Genomic DNA, 13,540 nt, shown 5'->3' with positions numbered 1-13,540 from the left:
GTGACGCTTCGAACAGCCGCGCGGGGACCGCGGCCGGCCCGACGGGTGCCGCGCGTCACCCCGCAGATTTCGTCAAGTATTCAACTTCTTAGGTAGAATCCACTCATGGACACCGAGACGGCCACTCCCTGGCTCACCGACGCCGAGCAGTGCGCGTGGCGCACCTTCCTCGACGTCCAGAGAATGCTGACGCACCAGCTGGAGCGCGACCTCCAGCCCTTCGGCCTGACGATGAACGACTACGAGATCCTCGTCAACCTCTCCGAGTCCGCCGAGCGCAGGCTCCGGATGAGCGACCTGGCCACCGCCACCCTCCAGTCCAAGAGCCGCCTCTCCCACCAGATCACCCGGATGGAGAATGCCGGCCTGGTCGAGCGGGTCAACTGCGAGTCGGACCGGCGCGGCCTCTACGCCGTCCTCACCGACCAGGGCATGGAGACCATGCGCAAGGTCGCCCCGCACCACGTGGAGTCCGTCCGCGACCACTTCATCGACCGGCTCACCCCGGAGGCGCTCGGCGACCTCCACGAGTCGCTGAAGCCGGTCGCCGAACGGCTCCGCGGCAAGCGCGGCAAGCCGTGACCTGACAGAGTCGCGCCGAAGGGCCTCCCCCGACGGGGAGGCCCTTCGGCGCATCCGGGGCCGTTCAGCTTCCGGTCAGGCTCGCCCTTCGGCGCGTCCGGGGCCGCTCAGTTCCCGGTCAGGCTCGCCCTTCGGCACGTCCCGGGCCGCTCAGTTCCCGGTGAGGCTCGCCAGGAGCTCGTCGGAGGCCGCGTACGGGTCGAGTGAGCCGGCCGTGATCCGCTCGGCCAGCGCGTCGAGCCGCCGGTCCCCGTGCAGGTCGCCGATCCGCTCGCGCAGCGCCGTGATGGCGATGGTCTCCACCTCGCGGGCGGCACGGGCCGTACGGCGCTCCGCCAGGACCCCGTGCTCCTCCATCCAGGCCCGGTGCTTCTCCAGGGCCTGGACGACCTCGTCCACGCCCTCGCCGCGCGCCGCGACCGTCTTCACGATCGGCGGCCGCCAGTCGCCGGGGCCCCGGCGCTCGCCGAGGCCCAGCATGTGGTTGAGCTCGCGGGCGGTGGCGTCGGCGCCGTCCCGGTCCGCCTTGTTGACCACGTACACGTCGCCGATCTCCAGGATGCCCGCCTTCGCGGCCTGGATCCCGTCGCCCATGCCCGGGGCGAGCAGCACCACCGAGGTGTCGGCCTGCCCGGCGATCTCCACCTCGGACTGCCCGACGCCGACGGTCTCCACCAGGATCACCTCGCAGCCGGCCGCGTCGAGGACGCGGATGGCCTGCGGGGCGGACCAGGCGAGACCGCCCAGGTGCCCGCGGGTGGCCATCGAGCGGATGTAGACGCCGGGGTCGGAGGCGTGCTCCGACATCCGCACCCGGTCACCGAGGAGCGCGCCGCCGCTGAACGGCGAGGACGGGTCGACGGCGAGCACGCCGACCCGCTTGCCCGCCCGGCGGTACGCGGTCACGAGCGCCGAGGTGGTGGTGGACTTCCCGACCCCGGGCGAGCCGGTCAGGCCCACCACGTAGGCGTTGCCGGTGAGCGGGGCCAGCGCCGCCATCACCTCGCGCAGCTGCGGGGACGCCCCCTCCACGAGCGAGATGAGCCGGGCCACCGCACGCGGCCGGCCCTCCCGTGCCTGGGCGACCAGTGCGGGGACGTCCACCATGCTGCGTTCTCCTGTCGGGAGTGCTTACTTGCCGGCCACGCGGATGATCAGCGCGTCGCCCTGACCGCCGCCGCCGCACAGGGCCGCCGCGCCGGTGCCGCCGCCGCGCCGCTTCAGCTCCAGGGCGAGGTGGAGCACCACACGGGCGCCGGACATGCCGATCGGGTGGCCGAGCGCGATCGCGCCGCCGTTGACGTTCACCTTTTCCGGGGACACCCCGAGGTCCTTCATGGACTGGACGGCGACGGCGGCGAACGCCTCGTTGATCTCGATCAGGTCGAGGTCGTCGACGGTCAGGCCGTCCTTCTCCAGGGCGTGCCGGATGGCGTTGGACGGCTGCGACTGGAGCGAGTTGTCCGGGCCGGCCACGTTGCCGTGGGCGCCGATCTCGGCGATCCACTCCAGGCCCAGCTCCTCGGCCTTGGCCTTGCTCATCACGACCACGGCGGCGGCGCCGTCGGAGATCTGCGAGGCGGAGCCGGCGGTGATCGTGCCGTCCTTGGCGAAGGCCGGGCGGAGCTTGCCGAGGGACTCCGCGGTGGTCTCGGCGCGGACGCCCTCGTCGGTGGCGAAGACGACCGGGTCGCCCTTGCGCTGCGGGATCTCGACGGGGGTGATCTCGGCCTCGAAGAGGCCGTTCTTCTGCGCGGCGGCGGCGCGCTGGTGCGACAGCGCGGCGATCTCGTCCTGGGAGGCGCGGTCGATGCCCAGGCGGGTGTTGTGCTTCTCCGTGGACTCGCCCATCGCGATGTTCTCGAAGGCGTCGGTCAGGCCGTCGTACGCCATCGCGTCGAGCATCTCGATCGCGCCGTACTTGTAGCCCTCGCGGGACTTCGGCAGCAGGTGCGGCGCGTTGGTCATCGACTCCTGGCCGCCGGCGACGATCACGTCGAACTCGCCGGCGCGGATCAGCTGGTCGGCCAGTGCGATGGCGTCCAGGCCCGACAGGCACACCTTGTTGATGGTGAGGGCGGGGACGTTCATCGGGATGCCGGCCTTGACGGCGGCCTGGCGGGCGGGGATCTGCCCGGCGCCCGCCTGGAGCACCTGGCCCATGATCACGTACTGCACCTGGTCGCCGGCGACGCCGGCCCGCTCCAGGGCGGCCTTGATGGCGAAGCCGCCGAGGTCGGCGCCGGAGAAGGACTTGAGCGAGCCGAGCAGGCGACCCATGGGCGTGCGGGCGCCCGCGACGATCACTGAGGTGGTACCGGTCGTTCCAGACATGAGGCACGGCCCCTTGGGATGAGGAGTGAACGAGGGTTTACCGCCAATGTACTGAGCGGTGCGGCGCCGGGTCACCGGCCCGCCGGTGTGACGGCGCGCACGTTGCGTAACCATCTCGGCGGGGGTGCACTGGAGCCATGCTGACGCGTATCGACCACATCGGGATCGCCTGCTTCGACCTGGACAGGACCGTCGAGTTCTACCGTGCCACGTACGGCTTCGAGGTCTACCACTCCGAGGTCAACGAGGAGCAGGGCGTCCGCGAGGCCATGCTGAGGATCAACGCCACGGACGACGGCGGCGCCTCCTACCTCCAGCTCCTGGAGCCCACCCGCGAGGACTCCGCGGTGGGCAAGTGGCTGGCCAAGAACGGCGAGGGCGTCCACCACATCGCCTTCGGCACGGCGGACGTGGACGGCGACGCCGAGGACATCCGTTCCAAGGGCGTCCGGGTCCTCTACGACGAGCCCCGGACCGGCTCCATGGGCTCCCGGATCACCTTCCTCCACCCCAAGGACTGCCACGGCGTCCTGACCGAACTCGTCACCTCCGCGCCGCCTTCCGCTGACCACTCCTCAGCGGAGCACTGACCTCCGTATTCCCGGCCCGGTAGAGTGGGCGACTCCGGGCCGGGGCCGGTCGGGGCCGCTTCGCGCGGCGCCGTAGTCGGGATGTCGGGGTCGTCCGATCTGCCACGATTCCCCGGGGGGCCGTTCAGTCCGGTGAACGGTGCTCGTCGGAACGTAGCGACCAGGGTTGGGGTCTCCCCTGCTCGGAGAGCTCGGGGAAGGATGGACCGCGCGGTGCGGGGCTACGAACGCCAGGAGAGCCACCGAGCTGAGGACGACCATCTGTCGCGGTTCGAAGCCGAGATGGACCGGCTGAAGAAGGAACGCGAGAAGGCCGTCCAGCACGCCGAGGACCTCGGCTACCAGGTCGAGGTCTTGCGTGCCAAGCTCCACGAGGCGCGGCGCACCATCGCGTCCCGGCCCGCCTACGACAGCGCGGACATCGGCTACCAGGCCGAGCAGACGCTGCGGAACGCGCAGGCGCAGGCCGAACAGCTCCGGCAGGACGCCGAGCGGGAACTGCGCGACGCCCGGGCCCAGACCCAGCGGATCCTCCAGGAGCACGCCGAGCACCAGGCCCGGCTCCAGGCCGAGCTGCACAACGAGGCCGTGCAGCGCCGCCAGCAGCTCGACCAGGAGCTGAACGAGCGCCGCCAGACCGTCGAGGCCCACGTCAACGAGAACGTGGCCTGGGCCGAGCAGCTGCGCGCCCGCACCGAGTCCCAGGCCCGCCGGCTGATGGAGGAGGCCCGCGCCGAGGCCGAGCAGTCGCTCGCCGCCGCCCGCGCCGAGGCCACCCGTCTGTCCGAGGAGACCGGCCGCCGCGTCGGCGCCGAGGCGGAGGCCGCCCGCGCCGAGGCCGAAGCGATTCTGCTGCGCGCCCGCAAGGACGCCGAGCGGCTGATGACGGCTGCCTCCACCCAGGCCCAGGAGGCCACCGGCCACGCCGAGCAGCTGCGGTCCGCCGCCGTCGCCGAGACCGACCAGGCCCGGCGCCAGGCCGGCGAGCTCTCCCGCGCCGCCGAGCAGCGGATCCAGGAGGCCGACGAGAAGCTGCGGCAGGCCCGCGCCGAGGCCGACAGGGCGCTCACGGAGGCCAAGGAGGCCGCCGCGAAGACGCTCGCCTCCGCCGACTCCGTCAACGAGCAGCGCACCCGTACCGCCAAGGCGGAGATCGCCCGGCTGGTCGGCGAGGCCACCAAGGAGGCCGAGCAGCTCAAGGCGGAGGCCGAGGAGAAGCTGCGCGAGGCGACCGCGCACTCCGAGAAGCTGGTCGCCGAGGCCACCGAGCAGGCCCGCGCCTCCGCGGCCGAGGACTCCGCCGCCGCGCTGGCCAAGGCCGCCCGCAGCGCCGAGGAGGTCCTCAGCAAGGCGTCCGAGGACGCCGCCGAGACCACCCGCAAGGCGTCCGAGGAGGCCGAGCGGATCCGCCGCGAGGCCGAGACCGAGGCCGACCGGCTGCGCTCCCGCGCCGAGGAGCAGGCCGACGAGCTGCTCGGTTCGGCGAAGGACGACACCAAGGAGTACCGGGCCAAGACCGTCGAGCTCCAGGAGGAGGCGCGGCGGCTGCGCGGTGAGGCCGAGCAGCTGCGCGCCGAGGCCATTGCCGAGGGCGAGCGGATCCGGGGCGAGGCCCGCCGCGAGGCGGTCCAGCAGATCGAGGAGGCGGCGAAGACCGCCGAGGAGCTGCTGACCAAGGCGAAGGCCGACGCCGACGAGCGGCGCACCATCGCCGGCGCCGAGAGCGAGAAGCTCAAGTCGGAGGCGATGGAGCGCGCCCAGACGCTCCGGACCCAGGCCGAGGAGACGCTGGAGCGGACCCGCGCCGAGGCGGAGCGGCTGCGCGCCGAGTCCGAGGAGCAGGCGGAGTCGGTACGGGAGGCCGCCGAGAAGGCCGCCGAGCAGCTGCGCGCGGACGCCGAGCGGGCCGCCGAGGCCCGCCGGGCCGAGGCCGCCGAGGAGCTGACCCGGCTGCACACCGACGCCGAGGCGAAGCTGGCCTCGGCCGGGCAGGAGCTGACCGACGCCCGTGCCGAGGGCGAGCGGATCCGGCGCGAGGCCGCCGAGGAGTCCGAGCGGCTGCGGACCGAGGGCGCCGAGCGGATCCGTACGCTGCGCGAGCAGGCGGAGCAGGAGGCCGAGCGGCTGCGGGCCGAGGCCACGGCGGACGCCTCCGCCGCCCGCTCCGAGGCCGAGGCGACCGCGCAGCGGCTCACTTCCGAGGCGGAGACCGGGGCCGAGCGGCTGCGGGCCGAGGCCCAGGAGACCGCCGACCGGGTGCGGGCCGAGGCGGCGGCCGCCGCCGACCGGGTCGCCGCCGAGGCGGCCGAGGCGCTGGCCGCGGCGCAGGAGGAGGCCGTCCGGCGCCGCCGGGAGGCCGAGGAGACGCTGGAGTCGGCCCGTTCGGAGGCCGGCCGGGAGCGGGAGCTCGCCCGCGAGCAGTCCGAGGAGCTGCTCGCCGCCGCCCGCAAGCGGGTGGAGGAGGCGCAGGCCGAGGCGCAGCGCCTGGTCGAGGAGGCGGACGCGCGGGCGACCGAGATGGTCGCCGCGGCCTCGCGAGCCGCGCAGGAGGTCCGCGACTCGGTCGCGGGGCTGCGCGAGCAGGCCGAGGAGGAGATCACCGGGCTGCGCTCGGCCGCGGAGCACGCGGCGGAGCGGACCCGTACCGAGGCGCAGGAGGAGGCGGACCGGGTCCGCGCCGACGCGCACGGGGAGCGGGAGCGGGCGTCCGAGGACGCGGCCCGCACGCGCGCGCGTGCCCAGGAGGAGTCCGAGGCGGCGAAGGCGCTGGCCGAGCGGACGGTCGGGGACGCGATCGCGGAGGCGGAGAAGCTCCGTACGGACACCGCCGAGTACGCGCAGCGGGTACGGACCGAGGCGACGGACGCGCTGGCGGCCGCCGAGCAGGACGCGGCCCGCACGCGCGCGGACGCCCGGGACGACGCCAACCGGATCCGTTCGGAGGCGGCCGAGAAGGCCGAGGGCGTGGTCGGCGAGGCGACGGCGGAGGCGGAGCGGATCGGCGCGGAGGCCGCGCGGGTCCTCGACGAGGCACGCCAGGCCGCCGACAAGCGCCGCCAGGCCGCCGCCGAACAGGCCGACACCCTCGTCGGCGAGGCGACCACGGAGGCCGAGCGGATCGCCGCCGAGGCCGCGCAGGTCCTCGACGAGGCACGCCAGGCCGCCGACAAGCGCCGCCAGGCCGCCGCCGAACAGGCCGACACCCTCGTCGGCGAGGCGACCGCCGAGGCGGAGCGGATCGCCGCCGAGGCGGCCCAGCTGCGCGAGACCACCGAGCGGGACGCGACCCGGCTGCGGAGCGAGGCCGAGCAGGTCAAGACGGACGGCGAGGCGCACGCCCAGGCGCTGCGGACGGCCGCCCTGGCCGACGCCGAGCAGATCCTGGACGAGGCCCGCCAGGCGGCCGACAAGCGCCGTCAGGACGCCGCCGAGCAGGCCGACGCGCTGATCGGCGAGGCGACCACGGAGGCCGGGCGGATCACCGACGAGGCGATCGAGCTGGCCGACTCGGTGACCGCCGACGCCCGGACCGAGGCCGAGCGGACCGTCGCGGACGCGGCGGGCGAGGCCGAGCGGTTGCGGACCGAGGGCGCCGAGGACCTGGAGTCGGCCCGGCGGGACGCCGAGCGGATCCGTGCGGAGTCGGCGAAGGCCCGGGAGGACGCCGCGGCGGCGGCCGAGCAGATGCGCTCCGAGGCGCGCGCGGAGGCCGACCGGACCCTGGACGAGGCCCGCGAGGCCGGCGCGAAGAAGCGCGCCGACGCCGCCGAGCAGGCCGACCAGCTGATCGCCAAGGCCCGGGAGGAGGCGCTGCGCGCCACCGCCGAGGCCGAGACGCAGGCGGACACGATGGTCGGCGCCGCCCGCAAGGAGGCCGACCGGATCGTCGCCGAGGCGACCGTCGAGGGCAACGCGCTGGTGGAGAAGGCGCGGACCGACGCGGACGAACTGCTGGTCGGGGCGCGGAAGGACGCGACCGACATAAGGGAGCGGGCCGAGGAGCTGCGGGGCCGGATCGAGGGGGAGATCGAGGAGCTCCACGAGCGGGCGCGGCGCGAGTCGGCCGAGCAGATGAAGACGGCGGGCGAGCGGGTCGACAAGCTCGTGAAGGCCGCGGAGGACCAGCGCGCCGAGGCCGAGGAGAAGGCCAAGGAGATGGTCTCCGAGGCGAGTTCCGAGGCCAGCAAGGTCCGGATCGCGGCCGTGCGGAAGGCGGACGCGCTCCTGAAGGAGGCCGAGCAGAAGAAGAGTTCGCTGGTGGCCGAGGCGGAGCGGATCAGGGCGGAGGCCGAGGCCGAGGCGGAGCGGCTGGTCGAGGAGGGCCGGCGCGAGCTGGAGGTCCTGACCCGTCGTCGTACCGACATCAATGCCGAGATCTCCCGTGTCCAGGACGTGCTGGAGGCGTTGGAGTCTTTCGAGACGCCGTCGGCCGGGGCGAAGGACGGGCTCAAGGCGGGCGCCTCTTCGGGGTCCACTCGTTCGGGTGGCAAGTCCCAGGACGGCTAGCCACTCAAAAGGCTGGACATTCTCCAGATCAAACGGGCATACGCTCGATGACACGCCGCTTCGGCCCCTAGGATTCCCTCTAACACCTCACCGGTCTCATTCGACAGGAACCCCATGAGCGACACATCCTCCCCCTTCGGCTTCGAGCTCGTGCGGCGTGGTTACGACCGCGGTCAGGTGGACGACCGCATTACCAAGCTCGTCGCCGACCGTGACAGTGCGCTGGCCCGGATCACCTCGCTGGAGAAGCGCATCGAGGAACTCCACCTCGAAACGCAGAACGCCCAGGCGCAGGTGAGCGACGCCGAGCCGTCGTACGCCGGTCTCGGCGCGCGCGTCGAGAAGATCCTCCGTCTCGCCGAGGAGGAGGCGAAGGACCTGCGCGAGGAGGCCCGCCGCGCCGCCGAGCAGCACCGTGAGCTGGCCGAGTCGGCCGCCCAGCAGGTGCGGAACGACGCGGAGTCGTTCGCGGCGGAGCGCAAGGCGAAGGCCGAGGACGAGGGCGTCCGGATCGTCGAGAAGGCGCAGGGCGAGGCCAACTCGCTGCGGGCCGAGGCGCAGAAGGACGCGCAGTCGAAGCGCGAGGAGGCGGACGCCCTCTTCGAGGAGACCCGCGCCAAGGCCGCCCAGGCCGCCGCGGACTTCGAGACCAACCTGGCCAAGCGCCGCGAGCAGTCCGAGCGCGACCTGGCCTCCCGTCAGGCCAAGGCCGAGAAGCGCCTCGCCGAGATCGAGCACCGCGCCGAGCAGCTCCGCCTGGAGGCCGAGAAGCTCCGCACGGACGCCGAGCGCCGGGCCCGCCAGACGGTGGAGACCGCGCAGCGCCAGGCCGAGGACATCGTGGCCGACGCGAACGCCAAGGCCGACCGGATCCGCTCGGAATCGGAGCGCGAGCTCGCCGCGCTGACGAACCGCCGCGACTCCATCAACGCGCAGCTGACCAACGTCCGCGAGATGCTGGCGACGCTGACCGGCGCCGCGGTGGCCGCGGCCGGTTCCCCGCTGGACGAGGAGCGCTCCGCGGGCGTTCCGGCGCAGCAGACCCGGTAAGCCCCGGTCGAGCCGGGAGCCGTTGCGTTCCGAGCCCCCCGTCACTCCGGTGGCGGGGGGTTTCGCGCGCCCTTAGCTTGGTACGCATGATCGAGCTTGACGGACTGACGAAACGGTACGGGTCGAAGACGGCGGTCGATCATCTCTCCTTCCAGGTCCGGCCGGGCATGATCACCGGCTTCCTGGGGCCCAACGGGGCGGGGAAGTCGACCACGATGCGGATGATGCTCGATCTGGACAACCCGACGAGCGGCACGGTGCGGATCGACGGCCGGCACTACCGCGAGCTGGACGAGCCGCTGAAGTACATCGGGGCGCTCCTCGACGCCAAGGCGATGCACGGGGGCCGGTCGGCCTACAACAACCTGCTCTGTCTGGCGCAGTCGAACCGGATCCCGGAGCGCCGGGTGGACGAGGTGCTGGACCTGGTGGGCCTGACGGCGGTGGCGCGGAAGAAGTCGAAGGGTTTCTCGCTCGGCATGGGGCAGCGGCTCGGCATCGCGTCGGCGTTGCTCGGCGATCCCGAGATCCTGATGTTCGACGAACCCGTCAATGGTCTGGACCCCGAGGGAATTCACTGGATCCGCAATCTGATGAAGTCGCTGGCCGCCGAAGGCAGAACGATCTTCGTCTCCAGCCATCTCATGAGTGAAATGGCGCTGACGGCGGATCATCTGATCGTGATCGGGCAGGGAAAGCTGCTGGCCGACACGTCGATGGCGGATTTCATCCAGGAGAATTCCCGGAGTTTCGTCCGATTGCGCTCTCCGCAGCAGGAACGCCTGCGGGATGTGCTCCAGACCGATGGATTCGTGGTGGTCGAGGCCGGGAACGGCACGCTGGAGGTCGACGGGGCCACGACCGAGCGGCTCGGCGAGCTGGCGGCGCGGCACCAACTGACGCTGCACGAGCTGAGCGCCCAGCGCGCCTCCCTGGAGGAGGCGTTCATGCAGATGACGGCGGGCGCGGTGGAGTACCACGCGCACGGCACGGATGTGCACGGCGGCGAACCGGCCCCGCCGGGCCCCGCGTGGGGCGCGAACTCCGGCTGGGGCCCCGCGCGGGGCTCCGGGTCCGGCTCGACCGGTGAGGGGGTCTGACCATGGCAGCGGTACCCGCGGTCCTCCAGTCGGAGTGGACCAAGATCCGGACGGTCTCGTCGACGGTCTGGACGCTGGCGAGCGCGCTGATCGTGACGGTGGCGATGGGCGCCGCGCTCTCGGCGGTGCTGAACGCGAGCTTCGGCGACCTCTCCGACCTGGAGCGGGCGACCTTCGACCCGACCTTCGTCAGCTTCTCCGGGATGGTGCTCGGGCAGCTGGCGATGGTGGTCTTCGGCGTGCTGGTGGTGGGGACCGAGTACTCCTCGGGCATGATCCGCACCTCGCTCGCCGCCGTCCCCCAGCGGGCCACCTTCCTCTTCTCCAAGATCGCGGTGGCAGGGGTGCTCGCCCTGGCCGTCGGACTGGTGACGAGCTTCCTGTCGTTCTTCCTCGGGCAGTCGCTGCTCGGCGAGCACCGGACGACGATCGGCGCGGACAACGTGCTGCGGGCGGTGGTCGGCGGCGGGATCTACATGGGGCTGATCGCGGTCTTCTCGATGGGCGTGGCGGCGATGCTCCGCTCCTCGATGCTGTCGCTCGGCATCCTGGTGCCGTTCTTCTTCCTGATCTCCCAGATCCTGTCGGCGGTGCCGAAGGCGAAGGAGGTCGCGAAGTACTTCCCCGACCAGGCCGGCTCCAAGATCATGCAGGTGGTGCCGGACGCGCTGGGCACGGAGAAGGCGCCGTACGGGCCGTGGGGCGGGCTGGGGATCATGCTGATCTGGGTGGCGGCCTCGCTGCTCGGCGGCTACCTGGTGCTGAAGCGGCGGGACGCCTGAGGCGCCGCCGCACGGTCCCGCGGGACGCCCCGGAGCCCCCTGAGCGGGGTCCGGGGCGTCCCCGATTTTCCCCGGAGGTTTCGCTTCGGTCTCGCTTCTCCGGCGCGGGAACCGTCAACGCCTGGATAAGCTCCTGACTCGTACGGGGGCTCTGCGGCCGCGCGCCGCCATGCCCCGATCGCACACCACCGAGCTGTCGATGGGGCTGGAGAATGATCGAGGCAGTCGGCCTGACCAAGCGCTACGGCGCCAAGACGGCCGTGTACAACCTTTCCTTCCAGGTGCGGCCGGGTGTCGTCACCGGCTTCCTGGGCCCGAACGGCTCCGGCAAGTCGACCACCATGCGCATGATCCTGGGCCTGGACCGGCCGACGGCCGGGCATGTGACGATCGGCGGCCACCCCTTCCGGCAGCTGCCCAACGCGCCCCGGCAGGTCGGCGCCCTCCTCGACGCCAAGGCGGTGCACGGCGGGCGCAGCGCCCGCAGCCACCTCCTGTCGCTCGCCCAGCTGGCCGGCATCCCGGCCCGCCGGGTGGACGAGGTGCTGGGCGTGGTGGGCCTCCAGGACGTGGCGAAGCGCCGCTCCAAGGGCTTCTCGCTCGGCATGGGCCAGCGGCTCGGCATCGCGGCGGCCCTGCTCGGCGACCCGCAGGTGCTGCTCTTCGACGAGCCGGTGAACGGCCTGGACCCGGAGGGCATCCTCTGGGTCCGGAACCTGATGAAGAAGCTGGCCGCCGAGGGCCGCACGGTCTTCGTCTCCAGCCACCTCATGAGCGAGATGGCGCTGACCGCCGACCACCTGATCGTGATCGGCCGGGGCCAGCTGCTCTCCGACATGCCGGTGAAGCAGTTCATCTCGGCGAACTCGGCGGACTTCGCGCGGGTCCGCACGCCGGACGGCGAGACCGCGCTGCGGGACAAGCTGTCGGGCGTGCTCGTCGAGGCCGGCGGCCAGGTCCTCTCCGAGCCGGACGGCGCGCTGCGCGTCACCGGGCTGCCGCTGCCGAGGATCAGCGACCTGGCGCACGGGGCGGACGTACGGCTGTGGGAGCTGTCCCCGCACCAGGCGTCGCTGGAGGAGGCGTACATGCGGCTGACGCAGGGCGCGGTGGACTACCGCTCCACCGACGACAAGCTGGCACACCTCCAGGCCCCGCCGCAGCCCGGGCAGCCGGGGTACGGGGTGCCGCCGCAGCCGCCGGTCCCGGCGGACGTGCCGCAGCAGGGCTGGTACGCCCCGCCGCCGCCCGGCCAGAACCCCTACGCCGCCCCGCAGCCGCCCGCGGCTCCGGCCGCGCCGCCGCAGAGTCCGCCGCAGCCGAGCACCCCGCAGCCGAGCCTCCAGAAGCCGAGCGACACCACCGAGGACGCCCGATGACCGCCCCGACGCCGATGCAGACGCCTCCCCCGCCGTACGGCTACGTCTCCCCCATCCCGGTCCGCCGGGCGCACCTGGGGGACGCGCTCGCCTCGGAGTGGACGAAGATCCGCTCGGTGCGGTCGACGATGTGGACGCTGGGCACCATGGTCCTGCTGATGCTGGTGATCGGTCTCGGCGTGGCCGCGGTCGCCGCCGGCGAGGGCGGGGGCATGGGCGAGGACTCGGCGCTGCCGCTGGGCTTCTTCGGGATGCTGCCGGCGTCGATCTGCGTGATCACGCTGGGTGTGCTGACCATCTCGTCCGAGTACGGCACCGGGATGATCCGGACCACGCTGACGGCCTGCCCGAGCCGGTCCCGGGTGCTGACGGCGAAGGCGATCGTCTTCTTCCTGCTGGTCTTCACGGTGACCCTGGTCATGGCCTTCGCGGTGGCGACGGCGCAGGTGGCGATGGTCGACGCGGCGGAGCCGACGGGCGCGGAGTGGGCGCGGGCCACGGTCGGCGCGGCCGCGTTCATGGCGATGCTCGGTCTGCTGTCGATGGCGATCGGGGCGCTGGTGCGGCACTCGGCGGGCGCGATCACGGTGATGATCGGCGTGCTGCTGCTGCCGCTGGTGGCGGCGCTGTTCATGTTCTCGCCGGCGCTGAAGGGCGTCCAGGAGGCGCTGTTCACCTACGCGGTGCCCTCGCAGATGATCGCCCTGTACAGCGCGGAGTCGCCGTTCGGCGGGGGCGGGCCGGCGGGCTGGGAGGCCCTGTTCATCCTCGCGGGGATCACGGTGGTGGCGCTCGGCGGCGCGTACGCGCTGCTGAACAGCCGGGACGTCTGAGCCCGGGCCGGCCGGGGGCTGGTACCGGCTAGTACTTCGGCGCGTTGCGGGACCGCTGCGCCCGGGTGGTGCGGCGGTCCTTCGCGTTCCAGCACGCCTTGTGCCAGTGGCGGCGGTCGTCGACCCCTCCGAACTCGGGCCAGGCGACGACGTGCGGGGCGCCGGACGGGATCTCCTGGTCGCAGCCGGGGCAGCGGTAGCGCTTGCCCGGGGAGCTGGCGCCGGCGACGAGGCGGACGTACCACTCCTCTCCCTGCCAGGTCTCGGTGGCCTGCGAGCCGCCGTACCGGTCGTCGCGGTCGTCCTGCGCCTCGGGCCTGGAGCCGCGGCGGGAACGGTTGTGACGCGGGGACACAGCACACCTCACGGGGTCGGGAACACGGA

Annotated in this window: 11 protein-coding genes; 8 read left to right on the top strand and 3 right to left on the bottom strand. The window is 73.0% G+C overall.

Annotated features, from left to right (window positions below):
- Positions 1–105 precede the first annotated feature (105 nt).
- Positions 106–582, top strand: coding sequence for a MarR family transcriptional regulator (locus ACIGHB_RS17415; protein ID WP_360310678.1), 477 nt, complete (start codon positions 106–108; stop codon positions 580–582).
- A 150-nt stretch (positions 583–732) separates the two neighbouring features.
- Here ACIGHB_RS17415 and meaB read toward each other — a convergent pair whose 3' ends face one another.
- Together meaB and ACIGHB_RS17405 are read right to left on the bottom strand one after the other, a co-directional pair.
- A complete protein-coding gene (gene meaB, locus ACIGHB_RS17410) occupies positions 733–1,689 on the bottom strand; it encodes a methylmalonyl Co-A mutase-associated GTPase MeaB (protein WP_360310680.1) in 957 nt (318 codons plus the stop codon).
- Between the two features lie 24 nt (positions 1,690–1,713).
- Entirely contained in the window at positions 1,714–2,916 is a 1,203-nt protein-coding gene (locus tag ACIGHB_RS17405; protein WP_388871484.1) for an acetyl-CoA C-acetyltransferase, read from the bottom strand.
- A gap of 137 nt (positions 2,917–3,053) precedes the next feature.
- Here ACIGHB_RS17405 and mce point away from each other — a divergent pair, with 137 nt between their 5' ends.
- The 7 genes from mce to ACIGHB_RS17370 all read left to right on the top strand — a co-directional run bounded on the left by mce (position 3,054) and on the right by ACIGHB_RS17370 (position 13,156).
- Positions 3,054–3,506: a methylmalonyl-CoA epimerase gene (mce, locus tag ACIGHB_RS17400; RefSeq protein WP_399913940.1), complete on the top strand. Its 453-nt coding sequence runs from the start codon at positions 3,054–3,056 to the stop codon at positions 3,504–3,506.
- Positions 3,507–3,719: 213 nt separating this feature from the next.
- Positions 3,720–8,012, top strand: coding sequence for a polarized growth protein Scy (scy, locus tag ACIGHB_RS17395; protein WP_399914340.1), 4,293 nt, complete (start codon positions 3,720–3,722; stop codon positions 8,010–8,012).
- Between the two features lie 114 nt (positions 8,013–8,126).
- Positions 8,127–9,062 (top strand): cellulose-binding protein, encoded by a 936-nt coding sequence (locus tag ACIGHB_RS17390; RefSeq protein ID WP_030492585.1) that lies wholly within the window; start codon positions 8,127–8,129, stop codon positions 9,060–9,062.
- An 86-nt stretch (positions 9,063–9,148) separates the two neighbouring features.
- Positions 9,149–10,162: an ABC transporter ATP-binding protein gene (locus ACIGHB_RS17385; protein WP_399913936.1), complete on the top strand. Its 1,014-nt coding sequence runs from the start codon at positions 9,149–9,151 to the stop codon at positions 10,160–10,162.
- Positions 10,163–10,164: 2 nt separating this feature from the next.
- Positions 10,165–10,944: an ABC transporter permease gene (locus ACIGHB_RS17380; protein WP_360310690.1), complete on the top strand. Its 780-nt coding sequence runs from the start codon at positions 10,165–10,167 to the stop codon at positions 10,942–10,944.
- Positions 10,945–11,156: 212 nt separating this feature from the next.
- Positions 11,157–12,323, top strand: a complete 1,167-nt coding sequence (locus ACIGHB_RS17375) for an ATP-binding cassette domain-containing protein (protein ID WP_399913932.1) — start codon at positions 11,157–11,159, stop codon at positions 12,321–12,323.
- Complete coding sequence (locus ACIGHB_RS17370) at positions 12,320–13,156, top strand: ABC transporter permease (RefSeq protein WP_360310694.1); 837 nt, start codon at positions 12,320–12,322, stop codon at positions 13,154–13,156. The genes ACIGHB_RS17375 and ACIGHB_RS17370 overlap by 4 nt, the downstream gene beginning before the upstream one ends.
- 28 nt (positions 13,157–13,184) lie before the next feature.
- Here ACIGHB_RS17370 and ACIGHB_RS17365 read toward each other — a convergent pair whose 3' ends face one another.
- On the bottom strand, positions 13,185–13,511 hold the full coding sequence (locus tag ACIGHB_RS17365; RefSeq protein WP_399913929.1) for an ATP/GTP-binding protein: 327 nt from the start codon (positions 13,509–13,511) through the stop codon (positions 13,185–13,187).
- Positions 13,512–13,540: the final 29 nt, after the last annotated feature.

It is taken from the genome of Streptomyces sp. NPDC085460 (assembly GCF_044541975.1).
Taxonomy (GTDB): Bacteria; Actinomycetota; Actinomycetes; order Streptomycetales; family Streptomycetaceae; genus Streptomyces.
Note: the sequence above shows the minus strand (reverse complement) of the source record. Positions and strands in the feature narration are given on the sequence as shown.

Excerpts from the sequence above, each read along its gene's own strand:
- ACIGHB_RS17405 (WP_388871484.1), bottom strand. The coding sequence starts at position 2,916 with ATGTCTGGAACGACCGGTACCACCTCAGTGATCGTCGCGGGCGCCCGC.
- ACIGHB_RS17385 (WP_399913936.1), top strand. The coding sequence starts at position 9,149 with ATGATCGAGCTTGACGGACTGACGAAACGGTACGGGTCGAAGACGGCG.
- meaB (WP_360310680.1), bottom strand. The coding sequence starts at position 1,689 with ATGGTGGACGTCCCCGCACTGGTCGCCCAGGCACGGGAGGGCCGGCCG.
- mce (WP_399913940.1), top strand. The coding sequence starts at position 3,054 with ATGCTGACGCGTATCGACCACATCGGGATCGCCTGCTTCGACCTGGAC.
- ACIGHB_RS17390 (WP_030492585.1), top strand. The coding sequence starts at position 8,127 with ATGAGCGACACATCCTCCCCCTTCGGCTTCGAGCTCGTGCGGCGTGGT.
- ACIGHB_RS17370 (WP_360310694.1), top strand. The coding sequence starts at position 12,320 with ATGACCGCCCCGACGCCGATGCAGACGCCTCCCCCGCCGTACGGCTAC.
- ACIGHB_RS17415 (WP_360310678.1), top strand. The coding sequence starts at position 106 with ATGGACACCGAGACGGCCACTCCCTGGCTCACCGACGCCGAGCAGTGC.
- ACIGHB_RS17380 (WP_360310690.1), top strand. The coding sequence starts at position 10,165 with ATGGCAGCGGTACCCGCGGTCCTCCAGTCGGAGTGGACCAAGATCCGG.
- ACIGHB_RS17375 (WP_399913932.1), top strand. The coding sequence starts at position 11,157 with ATGATCGAGGCAGTCGGCCTGACCAAGCGCTACGGCGCCAAGACGGCC.